This window comes from Escherichia sp. KTE159 (assembly GCF_000408805.1).
GTDB classification, from domain to species: domain Bacteria; phylum Pseudomonadota; class Gammaproteobacteria; order Enterobacterales; family Enterobacteriaceae; genus Escherichia; species Escherichia marmotae.
On the sequence record NZ_KE137292.1, the window covers coordinates 79,531 to 96,283 of the forward strand.

A 16,753-nucleotide genomic window follows, 5' to 3' on the forward strand; every position below is an offset into this window, starting at 1 on the left:
GCCGATGCTGGAACAAATGGGCATTGCTGCGAAGCAAGCCTCGTATAAATTAGCGCAACTCTCCAGCCGCGAAAAAAATCGCGTGCTGGAAAAGATCGCTGATGAGCTGGAAGCACAGAGCGAAAGCATCCTCGATGCTAACGCCCAGGATGTTGCTGACGCGCGTGCCAATGGCCTTAGCGAAGCGATGCTTGACCGTCTGGCGTTAACGCCCGCGCGCCTGAAAGGCATTGCCGACGATGTGCGGCAGGTGTGTAATCTTGCTGATCCGGTAGGGCAGGTGATTGATGGAGGTGTGCTGGACAGCGGCCTGCGTCTGGAGCGTCGCCGCGTGCCGCTGGGTGTTATAGGTGTAATTTATGAAGCGCGTCCGAACGTGACAGTTGATGTCGCTTCGCTGTGTCTGAAAACCGGTAACGCGGTGATCCTGCGCGGCGGCAAAGAAACCTGTCGCACTAACGCTGCAACGGTAGCGGTGATTCAGGACGCCCTGAAATCCTGCGGTTTACCGGCAGGCGCAGTGCAGGCGATTGATAATCCGGATCGCGCACTGGTGAGTGAAATGCTGCGCATGGATAAATACATCGACATGTTGATCCCGCGTGGTGGTGCTGGTTTGCATAAGCTGTGCCGCGAGCAGTCGACAATTCCGGTGATCACTGGCGGCATTGGCGTCTGCCATATTTACGTTGATGAAAGTGCTGACATTTCTGCAGCCCTGAAAGTGATCGTCAACGCGAAAACCCAGCGTCCGAGTACCTGCAATACGGTAGAAACGTTGCTGGTGAATAAAAACATCGCTGATAACTTCCTGCCTGCGTTAAGCAAGCAAATGGCGGAAAGCGGCGTGACGTTACACGCCGATGCTGCGGCACTGGCGCAGTTGCAGGCAGGATCTGCGAAAGTGGTGGCTGTTAAGGCGGAAGAGTATGACGATGAATTCCTGTCGTTAGATTTGAACGTCAAAATCGTCAGCGATCTTGACGACGCCATCGCCCATATTCGTGAACACGGGACGCAACACTCCGATGCGATCCTGACGCGTGATATGCGCAATGCCCAGCGTTTTGTCAATGAAGTGGACTCCTCTGCTGTTTACGTTAATGCGTCTACACGTTTCACCGACGGCGGCCAGTTTGGTCTTGGCGCAGAAGTGGCGGTAAGCACGCAAAAACTCCACGCACGCGGACCAATGGGGCTGGAAGCGCTGACCACCTACAAGTGGATCGGTATTGGTGATTACACCGTTCGTGCGTAAATAAAACCGGGTGATGCAAAAGTAGCCATTTGATTCACAAGGCCATTGACGCATCGCCCGGTTAGTTTTAACCTTGTCCACCGTGATTCACGTTCGTGAACATGTCCTTTTCAGGGCCGATATAGCTCAGTTGGTAGAGCAGCGCATTCGTAATGCGAAGGTCGTAGGTTCGACTCCTATTATCGGCACCATTAAATCAATTAGTTACGATTAACACCCCTCTTTGTCTGCATCATGAATTTTTTCGTGTAACTGCATGTGTAAGTAATTTTCGTAAACGTACATCAACAATAGAACATCCGTATATCTGATTGGTTCAGTCTTGTTGATTTTTTCATCTTGATGAAACGATGTTCCAGATATTGATGTCGGACATTTTTAGTGATATGCACGAAATGTTAAGCTGCTATTCTTGCTTAGGCAGCAAGAATAGCAGCTTAACAGGCCTATACAGGAGGCGGTTTGGAAACGGAAAATCTAGCACATTTAGGGTGTTATTTAACCAATCCTACATCAGAAATCCTTTTTCAATACCAACACACAGTAGTAAAGCGTTGTCTTGATCAGATGATTCAAGTTGTGAACTTCTCTAAACAAAAGCAGTGACTTACGAATGAATTCAATGAACGTAATTTCTTGTGCTTTCTCTCTGTTCATCCCTTCTTTGAAAGGGTAATACGTGATGACCTGAGTAGACTCCTTGTACTCATATTTGTAATGGGCTATCCCGTTTCTTAGTCGATTATCAATTGCCGTTTCATCAATCTTGTAGAAGCATTTATCAATAAACTGGAGTTTGGTTCCCAGGTCGGCATCGGCAAAAGCATTCAATGAAACAGCCTCCCGGCGCGGCTCATTCCTTCTCGTCACTTTCAAAGAGGGTTCAAATTCATTGTGATCACCGCGATGCAGAAGATTGTTAATCCCCGCCAATAAGATCAACTGCCTAGAAAACACTTCTGCTAAGTCTTTATAAAAGTTGTTACAGGTATCAAAATCTGTTGTTGAAATCCTTGCAGCAACCGGGTTGTACTCCCCCTCTTTAACGTAGTCATAAAAGAACGTCGCGCGAAATGGCAGATCTAACTCGATGATTTTAGGGTAAAGACTAAGGCAGTCTTGATGCAGATTTTGGAGGAAATTATTTGCCAGAATCTCATCAATATAAGCGACAGTTTTGTCATGATGATGCGCGTGAAGCCATTGATAAAGACCAGGTAGTTCATTAGAAAGCTCTTCGTTTTGCTCATGAATAGTAAAAGGGGATGACATGATTGAAGTAGCTGAGTACAACGCGGCCAATACGTCTTGTTTTTTATGAGAACGCAATGTAACCCCGGGTATCTTGTTGCAGATCCCATCTAACTTATCGATGTCGCCACGTTTGTACTGGGTAATAATGCGCTGCAAGTCTCTTTGCATCGGAAGAAGGCGATTCAATACCTCAAGGCGTTGAGCAAGATGATAATATGCGTCTTCACCAAGTTCACTGACAACCCGTATAAATGTCGTTTTCCCCATTTCGTACTTGCCAAAGTAGGCAGGGAAATCTAGATGCAAATCGACAAATGGGTTTTCCCCTTTAAATGGCCCATCAAAATCAACAATGTCCTCTGCCCCTTTTAACGTTCCATCCGGATGGCCAATAATGAAAGAAATACATTCCTCACATACCGGGCAAGCAAACTGAAATGGTTGTACTTCTCTGTTGGACATGCCAATCCTGCAATCGATCAATGTACCGCAGGTATCGCATTTGAAGCATTTGCAGATGTTCATCCTTCCTCACCTTCATCTTTCTGATTAGGCTGTAATTCTACCTTACTGCAACTATGCTTTCACGACGTGAGGCCTGACTTACCTAGGGGCGGTTTAGAGATCGAGAATTATTGTACGGTATGCCCGTTTTTGAACGGGTGGTGTTATCGCAATAGGGTGTACTCCCCCGCTATATGGCATTTGGAGTGGATTTTCCCTAACCGGATAACCTAAACGCGATGCTGCTAAGACGATAATTTAAAACCGATAGCCACTGGCGCTAAATCAATCCCTTATGGGCTGGTGTGGTTAAATAATGAGCTAAACATGCAAAATTTTCCGTTTCCCAAACTGATCCCAATACATGTCGTTTTGTTGATTGTCGCTCTATATGGCTGATTTTAAGATAGCCCTTCCCTGTCTACTTCCATGTGTGGTGTAATCCCTTGCGAGATTAAGGTTTCTTTCGAGAGATAGCATGGAATTATTCGAAAATTATTTGTCAGCGTTACCTAAAAAAAAGCGATTGAGTGAAGTCAAGTTGACTATCCTGAAGAGATTATGGGGCTCGGATGATATTGATTTTCCTAAACCTTGGGTCTCATCAATAGAACTACTGGAACTGACAGGGCAAAAGTACTTCGATAGACGAACAAGAGAATTGCGAGATGAACTAGGCTGTGATCTCGAAAGCTCGTACATTGCGGAGTTCTCGGGGCATGCTTGGCGGCTGAAATCAAGTATGATTGCCCCACCAATGGAAAGGGAATACCTGACAGAATCACAACGATCCGGTTTATTTTCTAACCACAGCAATACATGTGCAACATGTGGTAAAACTGTTGCAGGTGGGGTCAGGGGGCTACAAGCGGATCACAAAATACCTTTGTCACGTGGTGGTGGAAATGAGTTAACCAATTGGCAAGCTCTTTGCCACAATTGCAACGTAGGTAAGAGAAGAGCATGTGAGGGGTGTACTGATGATTGTTACACATGCTCATGGGCATTCCCTGAAAAGTTCGGGATTACTACAATGCTCCATCTGCCAGAAGCTGCTTTAAGAAAAGCTCAACAGCTAGCCGATGCAAATGGGATTTCATTAGACGAAATCGTTGCCTACGCAATACGCAAGCTCTGAATATCATTTGACTCGAGTGGTAACGCCAACTGTTGTTTTTTCATGATGTCAACAGCTTCGAGTGCTTTACGGATTTGCCTTCCTGTTGCCTCGGCAACAGGGGGGGGGAAAGCGTTACCGACTTGACGATAAGCAGCTGTTTTTTTACCAGAGAATTTCCACCAGTCGGGGAAACCTTGGATTCGTGCAGCCATTCTTACAGTCAAACGAGGCATATTTTCAAAACCAGCCCGAACCTTTCCGTCTCTTCCAACATACCCGATAAACCCCTTTTCAGGGCCATTATCCGCTATGGAATGTCCATTGACTCCAAGCGCTTGCCAGGATCTTTTGGCTCTTGTCGGGCCAAGATCTGGCCCCCCATGCTTATGGGAACCGCCAACAAGTGTAGGAGCTATATTATCTGCTGCCTTTCTCCAGGCTTCAGCTCCTTCCCAACCTCCCATTGACATTAAGTCAAAGAGGGCATCACCCACAGTCGGCGGTATCAACGTTTCACTCGGCCAATGAAAATGAGCTGCATATTCACCACGCAATGCGACTAAAAGAACACGTGGGCGAAGCTGAGGAACTCCGTAATCAGAAGCATTATGAAGTTTCCAAAAGGTCTTATAACCCATTGCAGAGAAAGCATGATCTAGTTCTTGCCGATATTGTTTAAACTTTGGGTCTAACAAACCTGAAACATTTTCAATCATTACTGCTTTTGGCTTAATAGTGTTCACAATTTTGAGCGCTGTCGGAAACAAATCACGTTCATCATCTTTGCCAAGTTGCTTCCCTGCTTTTGAGAATGGTGGGCAGGGCACTCCCCCTGCAACCAAGTCAACATCAGAAAAATTATATGCAGTGTGTTCAGCAAAATGCTTAACGCAACCCTCTATGATATCTCCCCAACCTAAAGAATGGAGGTTATTGTTGAGGCGAAGAGTTTCGCAGGCTGCTGGATCAATCTCGACGAGTGCGCGGTGAGCGAAGCCAGCGTTATGTAACCCTAGAGCTTGACCTCCTGCCCCTGCACAAATCTCTACAGATGTATATTGTAACATGCCATTAAACCTGTATATAAAAACAGTTGTATATTTATCTGATCAGAGACCATTACGCAACAAATTGTACAAAACAAGCAGTATCGTCGCCATTGAACCGGTCAGCTTAGTTACTTGATTACTGTATGACAAGGCAATCTACTACTTTGTTTTGGAATCCTCGATTTATCAGAGGACTAAAATTCATTAGTACTATGGGCATCATCTGGATCAGATAAGCATTGTCTAATGCTGGTTGAGTAAAATGCCTCAACTGAGCACGAAAAAAACTACTATCTGTTTACATGATGTTCTGTCCGTATGATGTATTGCGTCCACTGTAAGTAGCGGACGCATTATGCAAGGAGTAAATAAAGAAGAAAGATTGGTGATGAAGATTGGGAATGCTGCTCGTAGAATTCAGCCTCCTAGGTCACTTTGGCTTCGTCGTAACAAGCCAGTTGCCTGTCGTGCTCGCAGGATATCTACCGCTCGAAGATAGGGTGATTGTTCCCGACAGTAGAACCCTCTGCGATCGATACGAACCAGTTCGTACTTATCTACCAAGAAGTTGACTGCATCGGCCAGGGTAATTCCGGCATCAATATGTTCCTTAATAACTGTTTTATCACTGAACGGCGTGTCGTTCAGTGTCAGGCCATAGTGCTGTTCCAGCAGGCGTGTCAGTAGCATTTGCCAGACACCTACGGGCGACAGACAGGGCTTCGCCGCCCGCGAAATTGTAGCAGGTAGAGTTTTCATGCTTGCTCTCGTGAATTAGTTAGCGTTGAGTGGGATAAACAGCGATGTATGCGTAGCCGCAACTACCAAGGGCATCGGCTTCGCAGGTGAAACCATTGTGGTACAGGTTGACGCAGTGGGCATGTCGGGGATTCAGTTCACCGGTGATCAGCATCAATTCCATCTGGCTGATAAAGTGCGGGAAAGTTTCATCCAGTTTCCGGCATTCGGCGTCACTGAACTTACCGATGATGCTGGCCCGGTCAGCCAGGTAATGCAGCCGGTTCCCCTCCTGCACAAGGCGGGCTCCCAGGCGCGGCGTGATATCCCGCTGCAGGCCCCATGTGGTGTTGCTCATTTATAACCTCTTTTATTGTCAGTTCAGGGTGATACTCATCAGGCAGGCATACGGTCCGTTGCGGTCCTGGCGGCGTTGGGCGTATACCGCCAGCACACCGGGAATGTCAGGAACCACCTGACCGGTGTAATGACAGACGCTACCGTGCCACTGATATTTTCCGCTGCAGTAGCGAAAGATTCGGGACTCAGGATGCTGGCGGTATATCGTCATTGCCCGGCGTTTACTGATAATTTTCATGTAATACCTCACAGCAGACCGTGTTCTGCGAACGAATAGATTTGCCTGCCACCAACAATCAGATGGTCAGGGACACGGATATCCACCAGTTGAAGTACTTGAGTCAGTCGCTGCGTGAGGGCTTTGTCAGCCTGACTGGGCGTCGTCTCGCCGGAAGGATGGTTATGCGCCAGTATCACCGCCGCCGCATTGAAATGCAGTGCACGTTTGACCACTTCCCGGGGATGGACCTCGGTGCGGTTAATCGTGCCACTAAAGAGCGTCTCATGGGCGATAAGCTGGTTCTGATTATCCAGATACAGCACCCGGAACTCTTCCCGCTCAAGTGCGGCCATATGCAGTCGCAACCACTCTCGAACGGCGTGAGTGGAGGTGAAAGCTACTCCAGGCTCATGCAGGTGCCGCTCCAGAGCCCTGAGCGCCCGCTGAATGAGACGCCGGTCCTGTGGCGTCATCTTGCCGGGTAAAAAGGAGATCTGTTTCATCCGTTGTTCCTCCGTTCAGTCGATGATACGCAGAATGGCGTGAGCTTCAGGATGCTGCAGGGCATAGTCCCGCAAGCGATAATAGTGTGCAGTCATTGCGTCACATTCTGTACGACAGGCGTGATGGCTGTATTCAATCAGGCAGACCACGATACCTGCGGCTTCCACGCTCATTTCCGCACCATTGCCGTTCATGCTGTTGAACAGGTGCCATTTATCACCACCGTCAGCATCAGGGGCCATAAACGCGCCGCCATTACTGAGCGTGTAAAAGGACCAGATACCAGCGCTGTACTCATCACAGAAGCGGTCCATCCAGGCGAAAATACGGGGTTCCAGCGTTATCCACTGCGGGATAGCGCCAAAGTACAGCGGCCAGAAATCGAGACGCTGTTCGTCAGGTACTGGTGTTGCTGTGAGCTCAAATTGAGGTTCATTAGCAGGCATCGATTCGCGTTGAGTTTGTGTCGTCATGGATATTCTCCGTCAATAAAAACGCCAGCGAGGATGGCTGGCGTATGGGAAATAGAGGACATGCCGGGATGATTAATGGGTGTGGTCAGGAGGAGGATGCTCTGAGGGGGCCTGACTTGCGGCCATAACGGTAAAGCCCTTCACCGGCATCAGGTTCAAAGCACCACGCCCGCCAGACCATTCGACCTTCAGAGTCACGAACCACCAGGCGGAAGTGGCTACCCTGGTCATCTTCAATGCTGATGTTGTGATACCGGCGGGTAACAGCCTCAGCCTGCTGTCGGGTGAAAGGTCCCGGTGGCAGCATATGAGATTCAGACATTCGGTGTACCTTAAAAGCAAAAGCCCCTGACGCAGATGCGTCAGGGGCTATGGGAGTATGCAGGTGTGGGGTGATTATCAGAAACCCGTCTGCACCTTATATAAGCGCAAAGTTTTGCTGCCCCGGACAATCTTCACATACAGGGCATTATCTTTTGTGCCACGAACAAACCCGGCCTTTACATCTCCCTTGCAGTCACCACCGTCATAAGGGATGTTAAGTCCGGTGTTAAATACCAGGTCAATAATCCCGAAACTTAAATCTTCACAGGCTGGACCGGGCAAATCCTGAATCAGAGCAAATTTATGGTCGTCGCTGACACCGGTCAGTGAACACATGGAGGTGTTGATGTCGTTTCCCTGGCATCAGTACTCTTGTCCGGGATTGTCTTTATCCATCAGGCTTGCCGGAAGCTGAGCGGCACCGGCACTGAATGCGGCAAGTGACAGAATGAGGGCGGGTACAGCAGAGGTCAGTATTTTCAGCATGGTCTTCGTCCTGAATTAATCCAGCCCGCAGTTGGGCAAAATAAGAGTGGTTGATATCGGGTGTTATCAGAAGCGCTGGTAGCGAAACAGCTCTTTGCCCTGGTAAAGTGCCACCAGGTCGTCATATTCCGGCTTCTTCTGGTTGGGCTTAAAGGTCACTACCGTGCCCGGACGGCACAGGTCTTTTACGGTGAGACCGAATTTCTTGTCCGGAGTAATGGTGAATCCCTTCGACACATCGTTGTGCATGATAGTTATCCAGCCCCACAGGCCGCCTTCGCAGTCTTTAAAAGGTGCTGAACGCACCGTGACCATCCCGCCCTGACGGTCAACAGACATGGCTTCGCATTTTCCGGTAACCTGACGATGCGCATCACACCAGAAAATATTCCCGTTGTTGTCATTGACGACTGCAGGTAGCGTCCGGTTATAGGGCTGGGCCTGAGCCCCTGCACAAAGCAGAAGGCTGCCGGTAATGCCCAGTATTTTAATCAGTGTTTTCATTACGTTGGTCCTTAACAGAGAAAGTATCAGGTAGCGGTGATTCAGGCCCATACGGTCAGGGCTAGCATCACAAGCCATACCCAGAAGTAAGCCGGTTTCTGACCGAGGGTTTTCGCCCGACGCCACAAATAGAACGGCACCAGCCAGGCCAGTTTGCCGAACGTGGTGGTGTCCACTCCGGCCTTACGCAGGCGTCGTTCATCGAGATACCCCAGAGCGATATTGAGCAGCAGCGTGATAAACCAGTACTGCCCGCCCGAGATAGCCTCATATGCCTCGTCAAAAGACATTCCGTTCAGCCCTGCAGTCCACAGCTCAAGCGCATAACCAATGAAGGGAGCAAATGCCAGCGTCCATACCACTCCGCCCGGAATGCGACTCCCCGGCAGCGCTGGTGGTGTGGTGCTGTGGAGCAGCGCCGAAGCCAGCGGAGTAGCGGAGACTGGCTGCCACTCAGCCATTCCCTGTCGCCACACCAGAGTGGATGCAGTCAGTTCACCGCGCATAATCAGGCCAGTGATGTCGTCTTCGGTCACATTGTCGTGACGTATGCCATTTTTCTCGTAATGCCAGGTCATTGCTTTTCCTTCTTAACAGAGATAATTAAATCAGTGTGTTGCCCGGCTCCTCCTCAGAGGGCCCAGGAGACAGGACTTCACGGATACAGCTGAAGTGCGGAAGGGCCCGGATAAAGCCCGCCTGTGAGGTTAACTGGCTGAGACGTTTTAGCGGAGTGAACGTTGTGTTGAGGACTGTCACCGCATGGATGGTCGCCAGTGGATGCACGGTGATATACCCGTTAAGTTCACCAGTGAGGTACCAGCAGCCGTCGAGTGATATCAGGCGGTACGGGGCCAGCCCGTCACAGCGCTCTCCCTCGGCCAGCAGCAGTACCCGCTGGCAGGCGGTAATGGCACTAACAAGACGGTAGAACACCAGTGAGCTGGCCGGTGACACAGACTGTGGCGGCTGCCATACCAGACACGGCATCCCTCCTGCAGTGAGCAGCATGCCCGCCAGACGCCGGTCCAGCCCCGGAAAAATATCGGCCAGTCCGGCCCGGTGCGCGAAGGTCAGCGCATCCAGCTCCCCCTGTACGCCCCCACCGGTGCTGCGCAGGCGGCATTGCCCCCGTCGATACTCAAGGTCGAGGTACATCAGCCGTTCGCGAAAATCACGTCGCAGGGTACGGACTGACACACCAAACTCTGCAGCCAGCCGCGCCATGTTCAGCGTTTCACCTGCAACCAGGCGGCTGATTATCAGCGACAGCCTGACAGCCAGCCGGTCATGACGGCGCTCTGCCTGTGTCATCTTTAATCTCCGTAATAGTTAACTGACTGAATATGAAATGATTCTAAAGAGGGGGGCGGACAGGGTATGGACATGGAATGAACTATTTTTTATCTGCCACCGGAAGCAGGCCCGACGCGGCATATCGTGAAATGCGGTGAAAAAACACTCAATCCAGTGGAGGTAAAACGGACAGGGAGTGTCCTTTCCTAACATGCTGATAACAAGCTCAGGACTGAAACCCACTCAGCATCGCTTCAGCCATCACCCAGAGAGCCCGGTTGAGCTTCACATCTCCGTCGATACCACGCACGGCGCGGGTATGCGTTCGCCCGCCTTTTGCACTCCGACCACTGAGCCCGCCCTTAATCAGGTTCTCATGAATACGCTGATATGTGGTCCACAGATCATTGCTCTCATCCTGCCAGCGGCGTGGGGAGAGTATCTGAGGTGCTGTCACCGGCTGGTGGTCTTCACCGAAACGGTACGTCAGTGCAGCCTGTGCCAGAGCCTGTTGTGCAGGTGGCGGCAGCATCAGCGACTGCATGGCATCCCGCTTCTCTTCCACACGGTCAAAAATACCCAGTACTTCATACGCCCCCTCAATCACCTGACTCACGACATCTCCTTTGTGCGGCACACGCACCTCGCCAAACGACTCACCGCAGACAAGCCCGTTCTGGCATACCGCGCGGAATAATCCCGGCAGCATCTGATACGAGCTGGTGCCGTCATGAGAGTTGAGCAGAATGATTTCCGGGACTTGCTTGCCGGTAATTTGCCCCTCCCGACGCAGGCGCAGCATGTGCTTTGTGTGCTCGCGGCGACCTGGGTCACGCACTCTGGTCTGACAGGCAAAGAAGGGCTGAAAGCCTTCGCGCTGCAGACTGTCGAGGAGAGAAATCGTGGGTATATATGTGTACCGTTCACTGCGAGATTCGTGTTTGTCCTCGCTGAAAACACTGGGCACTACACGAAATAGCTCTTCGCGGGTTAACGGACGGTCACGACGGATAAGATTTGATGCGCCAAAGCGCGTAGCCAGACGGGTCATAAGCAGACTCCTCATGATGGGAAAATAAAGACAGAAAAGCCCTACCGCTCAATCGCGGCAGGGCTCAGGAAACTACGGGTTAGAAGGGTTAATGTTCAGAAGAAGAAGTTCCAGACTGCACGAGCGACCGATACCACGATGTCGCGTACAGACTGGATGACAGTCCGAACCGGGGACGGTATCAGGGGCATGGAACTTACTGTGTCCAACACCGAGCCGACCGTTTCACCAAAATCGTCACGTGCTTTTTTATTAACGGCATCGGTACGAAGTGGAGCACTAAGCTGTACCGCCACCGGACTACTGGCCTCCCGTGACAGGCTACGAATCATCCGTTCAGCCATCACCCGCAGCCCCCACTGCAAACGTACCGACACCGCACAGACAGGGTTTACAGGTTGGAACAGCTCATGCAGCAGACAGATTTTGCGGCTGATATTTTGTTTCTGCTCTGTAGACAGCTTTTCACCACCGCTGGTGGGTTCAACCTTGTCGGATTGGCTGATAACAAACAGCACTTTATGCTGGTATGCCTCACCAATCACCCGGCGATAAAAATGCTCATCCACCGCCAGTGCCCGGTCATCGGCCTTAATAAGCCACAGTACCAGGTCGAGTCGAGGAAGTTGCTTGCGATAAAGTACAGCGTATTCCGCATCTCGACTTTCGCTTTCACCTACACCAGGCAAGTCCACAATAGTCATAAAGCGCTCTCCAACCGCCAAACGAAAGCGCAGGGGGGAACGGGTACAGGCCGCCACATTACTGACCGGCGAAACCTCACCGGAAAATAGGGCATTGCACAAAGATGACTTACCTGCCCCTGTTTTGCCCATAATGCCTATCACTGGCTCATAGTGAATAAGCTGGTTTATCTGTTGCAGAATACGCTCTGATGCCCACTGTGGCAGAACGGAAAGCGACTGCTGCAACGGCTGCAAACATTCAGATTTTTTCATCACTGCTCCTCTGAAATGAAAACAAAAACGGCAGAACCATGGGGTTTTGCCGTTAATGGGGTATATTCAGTTGAATGATATATGTCTGAATATTTTTAGAATGCTGATAGGCCGTTCTGTGCCAGAAGCGGACATTGTGACAGCCAGGAAGCCCTTATCTGAACGAAAAAAATAATGTCGTTAGGATGGTTTACTTTACAATGTCAGTTTTAAACAGCCTACAAAACAGGTGATCACGTGCATGCCAACATGATTGAATACCTAAATATTTTCATACAGGTTGTTGAGCAGGGTAGCTTCACTAAAGCTGCTGATGTACTTCAGATCCATCGCCCCACCGTGAGCAAAGCAATACAGCAGATAGAGCATGATCTGGGTGTAAAACTCATTTATCGCACAACCCGAAAGCTGAGCGTTACTGCTGAAGGGGATGAGTTCTATCATCATGCCAGGCATGTCCTGGCCGAAGTTAATGACATGATGGCCAGTTTTTCACCGACTCTTCCACCGCGAGGACGCCTGAGACTTGATGTGCCCCTGGCGCTGGCGCATTCCATATTGATCCCTAATCTTAGGCATTTTCAGACACTGTATCCAGGTATTGAAGTTGTGCTGGTTTCTTCGGATAAAAAAACTGATTTGATCACGGAAGGCGTAGATTGCCTTATCCGCCTGGGTGCGCTTCAGGATTCTAGTTTTATATCCAGACGTCTTGGTGACATCCGGATGGTTACCTGTGCAGCCCCGTCTTACCTGCAGCAGCATGAGCGGCCAGAAACACTTGCGGATCTGGATAAACATCGGGCAATTAACTTTTTTAGCGACCACAGTCGTGACGTCATGGAATGGAAGTTTATCGAAAACGGGAGCATTGTTTCGCTACGTCCTGCGGGCAGCCTGCTGGTTGATAATTCCGATATTCTGCTTTCCTGTGCTCTGGCTGGTCTGGGCATTATCCAAGCTACCTATGATGCCGTTGCTCCCCATATTGCTTCCGGCGCTCTTGAAGAGATTCTGCCGCAATACCCATCGGTGTCAAAGCCCGTGTCAGTGATGTATCCCGACAGGCGCTACCTTTCTCCAAAAGTGCGCGTCTTTATCGACTGGTTCAGTGATGTTCTGGCCACGCAGATCCGCTGAAGCAGGCGGATTGTTAATGGATAATTAATACTGAAGTTCCCTCTCAGCTATTTCTGGTGTGTTTGTAACAACGTAGATTGTTCACAAATGATTCGGGCATCCCTTCGGCATTATTCTGAAGGAGTGCCTTTAACTGAAGAGAGCTGAATATGTCTAAAGTTATTACCTTTAACCGTACCGGAGGCCCGGAAGTGCTGGAATTTGTTGATGTACAGGTGCCTGCGCCGACAGCGGGTGAAGTGCAGATCCGCGTACATGCGATAGGTATCAACCGTGCAGAAATCATGTACCGCAACGGCCAGTATGTTATTGAGCCGGAATTTCCGGCACGTCTTGGTTATGAAGCGGCTGGCGTTGTGCAGGCCGTAGGTGAGAATGTTGATGAGTTTACCATTGGAGATCTGGTCAGCGTTATCCCTTCATTTATGTTTAATGAATACGGTATGTACGGTGAAGTGGTCAATGCACCTGTGCATGCTATCGTGAAGCATCCTGAAAACCTTTCTTTTGAGGAAGCCGCTGCAAGCTGGATGATGTATGTCACCGCTTATGGTGCGCTGGTTGAATATGGCAATCTTCAGGCTGGTCAGAATGTTGTGATCCGCGCAGCATCAAGCAGCGTAGGTCTGGCTGCCATACAGATAGCTAACATGCTGGGTGCAAACCCAATTGCACTCACTCGGACCTCTGAAAAAAGTGAAATGCTACTGAAAGCTGGCGCAGCTGCCGTCATTGCTACTGCAGAGCTGGATATGGTTGCTGAAATCAATCGAACAACAGATGGCGTAGGTGCCCATATTGTTTTTGATCCCGTCGGCGGGCCGGACGTGGCAAAACTGACGCAGGTGATGGCACCACAGGGCATGTTTTTCCAGTATGGCGCGCTCGATAGCCGTGACATGCTTGTGCCTGTATTTAATATTCTCGGTAAGCATCTCACTCTGCGTGGATATGAGCTGTTTGAAATCACGACTGACTCTGAAAAAATGGCGCGCGCAAAATCCTTCATCACAGAAGGCTTACGAGCTGGCAAACTGAAACCGGTCATCGATAAAACGTTCCCGTTCGAAGAGATTGCAGACGCCCAGCGCTATATGGAGGCCAATGGCCAGGTAGGCAAAATAGTCGTGACCGTTGAGTAATCCTTACCACAGCATTTTATAAATGAGCCTGGTGAAGCCTGGATATTATCCAGGCTTCGATGCAATGGCTCCGGCAGGTACTGCCTTCGATTTCCACGACTTGAAAATTAAATGTCCTTTTCTCGCTTAAAGGGGGACCTTCAGATCCAAGAGGCTGTCCGCTTGGTGCCAAAAACAGACGTCTAAATATCCTATTGTCAGTTATAAAAAGAGATGAGTGTTCTACATATTAAATTTACAGAGGCAGAAAGTCCGTGTTTAAATACGGTTCTTTCCACCCAATAAGCATTAACAACTTAAGGACCCCATAAAAATGCCAGTATTAGACTTCAAAGAAATACCAGAGGCTCATAAAGCAACAGGGCTGCAAGACACATTTGAACTTTTTTCTCGCGACTTCTTAGCTTTTCTGGGATATAAAATTATATCTGACCCAGATAGAGGGGCTGACGGTGGGGTTGATATTATAGCCGAAGAAAAAAGGACTGGTGTCGGCGGGGAAACAATTATCCGTTGGTTGGTAAGCTGTAAGCATAAAGCTCATAGTGGAAATTCAGTTAATCCAGGAGATGATGCAAATATTACTGATCGAGTAATAGCGAATAACTGCCAAGGATTTATCGGGTTCTATTCAACTCTTGCTAGTGCAGGTCTGTCTGGAATACTTGACGGGTTGAAAGGACGAATTGAATTTCAGGTTTTCGATAAAGAGAAAATAGAGAGGGAACTTTTACACTCTTCCAGAGGATTGGAAATTGCCGAAAGGTACTTCCCAAAGTCGTTATCTGAGTGGAAAACAGAAAACCCCAAACCCGCAAGAATATTTTCCGATGAACCTAGCTTAAAATGCAAAGTTTGCAAGAAAGAGCTTCTGTCTCAAGACGACAAGGGAATTATCACTATATGGCAAAGAATCCGCACCGACTACGAAAAAGAACCAGAGTATAATGAACATATTTTTTGGACGTGTCGAGGCAACTGCGACCAAGCACTCCGGCAGTATGTTAGAAAACAAACAAACAATGGCCTTATTGATGGCTGGGAAGATATAGCTGATGTAATGATGCCAACTGTGTTTATAAAATGGGTCATGACAATAATGAATGAGTTAAGATCTGGGACTCTATATTCAGATGAGGCATTTGACGAACTCAAGACATTTTTGATCAATATTTACCCATTTGCATGTCGTCATCTCACCGAAAAAGAAAAAGAAAGGGTTAAATCATTAATGATGATACCTTCGTATCTTGGCGGCATGAACTATGAAGGTTAAGAGAGGGGGCGTTAGCCATCTTCGAGAGTATTCAGTAAGGATTTGATGAGAGAATACATAAATAGACCATTTATACCTGAACAGAAGTCATATTGAGCTAGACGTTTCTGTTCAGTTTTTTAGTGTCTTCATTATCATATATCGCTCGAAAAGTCTCCCCGAAAACCAAGAGCATTTCCTTAATTGAAGTTGCTGTTGTCACCGCTGCGCATCCGTAACAGCTTACATGCTGCTTCGCTCTGTTTCAGTGCCAAAAAGCAAGGAGTTAATGTCCGCTTTTCACTCATAGCAGACATTCACTACAGTTATGGCAGAAAGGTATGCATGTTGGGTGTGGGGAAGTCGTGAAAGAAAAGAAGACTGCTGAGCCGTTTGTCGTCACGTTTATCTTCATTGGCTATGCAAGTCGTAATACAAGGTGGGACAAAACTGAGACACATAAGGCCTCGCAATGGCTTGCAAGGCTTTACATGTTTTGATGTGGTGGGACGTGTGAGCGCAGTGTTGATGGGGTAATGCTTTGAATTAGAAGCGGATTCTTATAATTCGTAATGCGAAGGTCGTAGGTTCGACTCCTATTATCGGCACCATTTAAATCAATAAATTATCTTGCTTTAAGTAAACCACGTTCTCCTCTTGTGCCGTATTTGTGTCATTGCGGCTTATAATTGCGTCGATTTTGCTCGCGTGTCCGGTGAGATGTCTGGCTGAAAGGTGAGCATATCGACGAACCATTTCGATAGACTCCCAGCCTCCCATTTCCTGCAACGAAGTCTGTTATCAATACAAATTCAACAATCAGCCTTTGTGCTTCATGAGACTCCATCCAGCGGAGCCGTTTATTCTTCGGCTGAGACACTTTTATTATTCGTGCACTATCCGGCATCCCGGCTCAGTAACAAGGATACTCGGAAAAATGCACGTCATGCATGGGGCTGATGGTTCATAATTCACCAATACTGCTTATAAAAATCACAACAAAACCGCAGCAATACCATTTTTACCACCTGCGGCAGGTTGGTGACCTTTCAGTGGTATGTGTGTTGAATGGTTAGTAATTCTTATTAATTTGCCTGTCTGTTTAAATATTAGCAG

18 protein-coding genes, 1 tRNA gene and 2 pseudogenes are annotated in these 16,753 nt (G+C 48.7%); 6 read left to right on the forward strand and 15 right to left on the reverse strand.

The window, feature by feature from the left end; translation table 11 throughout:
• Nucleotides 1-4 precede the first annotated feature (4 nt).
• Nucleotides 5-1,258 (forward strand): glutamate-5-semialdehyde dehydrogenase, encoded by a 1,254-nt coding sequence (gene proA, locus A31E_RS20785; protein ID WP_000893291.1) that lies wholly within the window; start codon nt 5-7, stop codon nt 1,256-1,258.
• A 115-nt stretch (nt 1,259-1,373) separates the two neighbouring features.
• Nucleotides 1,374-1,449: transfer RNA gene (locus A31E_RS20780), tRNA-Thr, on the forward strand.
• Between the two features lie 322 nt (nt 1,450-1,771).
• Here A31E_RS20780 and A31E_RS20775 read toward each other — a convergent pair.
• Nucleotides 1,772-2,974, reverse strand: a complete 1,203-nt coding sequence (locus A31E_RS20775; protein ID WP_016248353.1) for a hypothetical protein — start codon at nt 2,972-2,974, stop codon at nt 1,772-1,774.
• Between the two features lie 520 nt (nt 2,975-3,494).
• Between A31E_RS20775 and A31E_RS20770 the strand changes: the two genes are divergently transcribed.
• A complete protein-coding gene (locus A31E_RS20770; protein WP_016248354.1) occupies nt 3,495-4,154 on the forward strand; it encodes an HNH endonuclease in 660 nt (219 codons plus the stop codon).
• On the opposite strand, the gene A31E_RS20765 is transcribed toward A31E_RS20770, so the two are convergent.
• From A31E_RS20765 to A31E_RS20710, 13 genes and pseudogenes are all read right to left on the reverse strand, one after another.
• Complete coding sequence (locus tag A31E_RS20765) at nt 4,133-5,203, reverse strand: DNA cytosine methyltransferase (protein WP_016248355.1); 1,071 nt, start codon at nt 5,201-5,203, stop codon at nt 4,133-4,135. The genes A31E_RS20770 and A31E_RS20765 overlap by 22 nt on opposite strands.
• 399 nt (nt 5,204-5,602) lie before the next feature.
• Nucleotides 5,603-5,944, reverse strand: coding sequence for a TA system toxin CbtA family protein (locus A31E_RS20760; RefSeq protein ID WP_016248356.1), 342 nt, complete (start codon nt 5,942-5,944; stop codon nt 5,603-5,605).
• 19 nt (nt 5,945-5,963) lie between these two features.
• Nucleotides 5,964-6,281 carry a type IV toxin-antitoxin system YeeU family antitoxin gene (locus tag A31E_RS20755; RefSeq protein WP_016248357.1) on the reverse strand — a complete coding sequence of 106 codons (318 nt, stop codon included), beginning with the start codon at nt 6,279-6,281 and terminating at the stop codon, nt 5,964-5,966.
• An 18-nt stretch (nt 6,282-6,299) separates the two neighbouring features.
• On the reverse strand, nt 6,300-6,521 hold the full coding sequence (locus A31E_RS20750; protein WP_016248358.1) for a DUF987 domain-containing protein: 222 nt from the start codon (nt 6,519-6,521) through the stop codon (nt 6,300-6,302).
• A gap of 8 nt (nt 6,522-6,529) precedes the next feature.
• Entirely contained in the window at nt 6,530-7,006 is a 477-nt protein-coding gene (locus tag A31E_RS20745) for a JAB domain-containing protein (protein WP_016248359.1), read from the reverse strand.
• A gap of 15 nt (nt 7,007-7,021) precedes the next feature.
• Nucleotides 7,022-7,480 carry an antirestriction protein gene (locus tag A31E_RS20740; RefSeq protein ID WP_016248360.1) on the reverse strand — a complete coding sequence of 153 codons (459 nt, stop codon included), beginning with the start codon at nt 7,478-7,480 and terminating at the stop codon, nt 7,022-7,024.
• 85 nt (nt 7,481-7,565) lie between these two features.
• Nucleotides 7,566-7,802: a DUF905 domain-containing protein gene (locus tag A31E_RS20735; RefSeq protein ID WP_016248361.1), complete on the reverse strand. Its 237-nt coding sequence runs from the start codon at nt 7,800-7,802 to the stop codon at nt 7,566-7,568.
• A gap of 77 nt (nt 7,803-7,879) precedes the next feature.
• Nucleotides 7,880-8,290, reverse strand: a pseudogene (locus tag A31E_RS26550) (hypothetical protein).
• A gap of 66 nt (nt 8,291-8,356) precedes the next feature.
• Entirely contained in the window at nt 8,357-8,794 is a 438-nt protein-coding gene (locus tag A31E_RS20730) for a hypothetical protein (RefSeq protein ID WP_016248364.1), read from the reverse strand.
• A gap of 41 nt (nt 8,795-8,835) precedes the next feature.
• Nucleotides 8,836-9,372 (reverse strand): DUF4339 domain-containing protein, encoded by a 537-nt coding sequence (locus A31E_RS20725; protein ID WP_016248365.1) that lies wholly within the window; start codon nt 9,370-9,372, stop codon nt 8,836-8,838.
• Nucleotides 9,373-9,397: 25 nt separating this feature from the next.
• On the reverse strand, nt 9,398-10,108 hold the full coding sequence (locus tag A31E_RS20720; RefSeq protein ID WP_016248366.1) for a DeoR family transcriptional regulator: 711 nt from the start codon (nt 10,106-10,108) through the stop codon (nt 9,398-9,400).
• 208 nt (nt 10,109-10,316) lie between these two features.
• Entirely contained in the window at nt 10,317-11,141 is an 825-nt protein-coding gene (locus A31E_RS20715) for a DUF932 domain-containing protein (RefSeq protein ID WP_016248367.1), read from the reverse strand.
• A 95-nt stretch (nt 11,142-11,236) separates the two neighbouring features.
• Nucleotides 11,237-12,100 carry a GTPase family protein gene (locus A31E_RS20710; RefSeq protein ID WP_016248368.1) on the reverse strand — a complete coding sequence of 288 codons (864 nt, stop codon included), beginning with the start codon at nt 12,098-12,100 and terminating at the stop codon, nt 11,237-11,239.
• Nucleotides 12,101-12,349: 249 nt separating this feature from the next.
• Here A31E_RS20710 and A31E_RS20705 point away from each other — a divergent pair, with 249 nt between their 5' ends.
• From A31E_RS20705 to A31E_RS20695, 3 genes are all read left to right on the forward strand, one after another.
• A complete protein-coding gene (locus A31E_RS20705; RefSeq protein WP_024193551.1) occupies nt 12,350-13,240 on the forward strand; it encodes a LysR family transcriptional regulator in 891 nt (296 codons plus the stop codon).
• 149 nt (nt 13,241-13,389) lie between these two features.
• Complete coding sequence (locus A31E_RS20700; RefSeq protein WP_016248370.1) at nt 13,390-14,382, forward strand: zinc-dependent alcohol dehydrogenase family protein; 993 nt, start codon at nt 13,390-13,392, stop codon at nt 14,380-14,382.
• A 313-nt stretch (nt 14,383-14,695) separates the two neighbouring features.
• Nucleotides 14,696-15,658: a restriction endonuclease gene (locus tag A31E_RS20695; protein WP_016248371.1), complete on the forward strand. Its 963-nt coding sequence runs from the start codon at nt 14,696-14,698 to the stop codon at nt 15,656-15,658.
• A 591-nt stretch (nt 15,659-16,249) separates the two neighbouring features.
• On the opposite strand, the pseudogene A31E_RS0122115 reads toward A31E_RS20695, so the two are convergent.
• Nucleotides 16,250-16,426: pseudogene (locus A31E_RS0122115) on the reverse strand (integrase); the annotation flags it as partial.
• Nucleotides 16,427-16,753: the final 327 nt, after the last annotated feature.

Excerpts from the sequence above, each read along its gene's own strand:
- A31E_RS20770 (WP_016248354.1), top strand. The coding sequence starts at position 3,495 with ATGGAATTATTCGAAAATTATTTGTCAGCGTTACCTAAAAAAAAGCGA.
- A31E_RS20760 (WP_016248356.1), bottom strand. The coding sequence starts at position 5,944 with ATGAAAACTCTACCTGCTACAATTTCGCGGGCGGCGAAGCCCTGTCTG.
- A31E_RS20735 (WP_016248361.1), bottom strand. The coding sequence starts at position 7,802 with ATGTCTGAATCTCATATGCTGCCACCGGGACCTTTCACCCGACAGCAG.
- A31E_RS20765 (WP_016248355.1), bottom strand. The coding sequence starts at position 5,203 with ATGTTACAATATACATCTGTAGAGATTTGTGCAGGGGCAGGAGGTCAA.
- A31E_RS20775 (WP_016248353.1), bottom strand. The coding sequence starts at position 2,974 with ATGTCCAACAGAGAAGTACAACCATTTCAGTTTGCTTGCCCGGTATGT.
- A31E_RS20710 (WP_016248368.1), bottom strand. The coding sequence starts at position 12,100 with ATGAAAAAATCTGAATGTTTGCAGCCGTTGCAGCAGTCGCTTTCCGTT.
- A31E_RS20730 (WP_016248364.1), bottom strand. The coding sequence starts at position 8,794 with ATGAAAACACTGATTAAAATACTGGGCATTACCGGCAGCCTTCTGCTT.
- proA (WP_000893291.1), top strand. The coding sequence starts at position 5 with ATGCTGGAACAAATGGGCATTGCTGCGAAGCAAGCCTCGTATAAATTA.
- A31E_RS20715 (WP_016248367.1), bottom strand. The coding sequence starts at position 11,141 with ATGACCCGTCTGGCTACGCGCTTTGGCGCATCAAATCTTATCCGTCGT.
- A31E_RS20705 (WP_024193551.1), top strand. The coding sequence starts at position 12,350 with ATGATTGAATACCTAAATATTTTCATACAGGTTGTTGAGCAGGGTAGC.
- A31E_RS20725 (WP_016248365.1), bottom strand. The coding sequence starts at position 9,372 with ATGACCTGGCATTACGAGAAAAATGGCATACGTCACGACAATGTGACC.
- A31E_RS20755 (WP_016248357.1), bottom strand. The coding sequence starts at position 6,281 with ATGAGCAACACCACATGGGGCCTGCAGCGGGATATCACGCCGCGCCTG.
- A31E_RS20750 (WP_016248358.1), bottom strand. The coding sequence starts at position 6,521 with ATGAAAATTATCAGTAAACGCCGGGCAATGACGATATACCGCCAGCAT.
- A31E_RS20700 (WP_016248370.1), top strand. The coding sequence starts at position 13,390 with ATGTCTAAAGTTATTACCTTTAACCGTACCGGAGGCCCGGAAGTGCTG.
- A31E_RS20745 (WP_016248359.1), bottom strand. The coding sequence starts at position 7,006 with ATGAAACAGATCTCCTTTTTACCCGGCAAGATGACGCCACAGGACCGG.
- A31E_RS20720 (WP_016248366.1), bottom strand. The coding sequence starts at position 10,108 with ATGACACAGGCAGAGCGCCGTCATGACCGGCTGGCTGTCAGGCTGTCG.
- A31E_RS20695 (WP_016248371.1), top strand. The coding sequence starts at position 14,696 with ATGCCAGTATTAGACTTCAAAGAAATACCAGAGGCTCATAAAGCAACA.
- A31E_RS20740 (WP_016248360.1), bottom strand. The coding sequence starts at position 7,480 with ATGACGACACAAACTCAACGCGAATCGATGCCTGCTAATGAACCTCAA.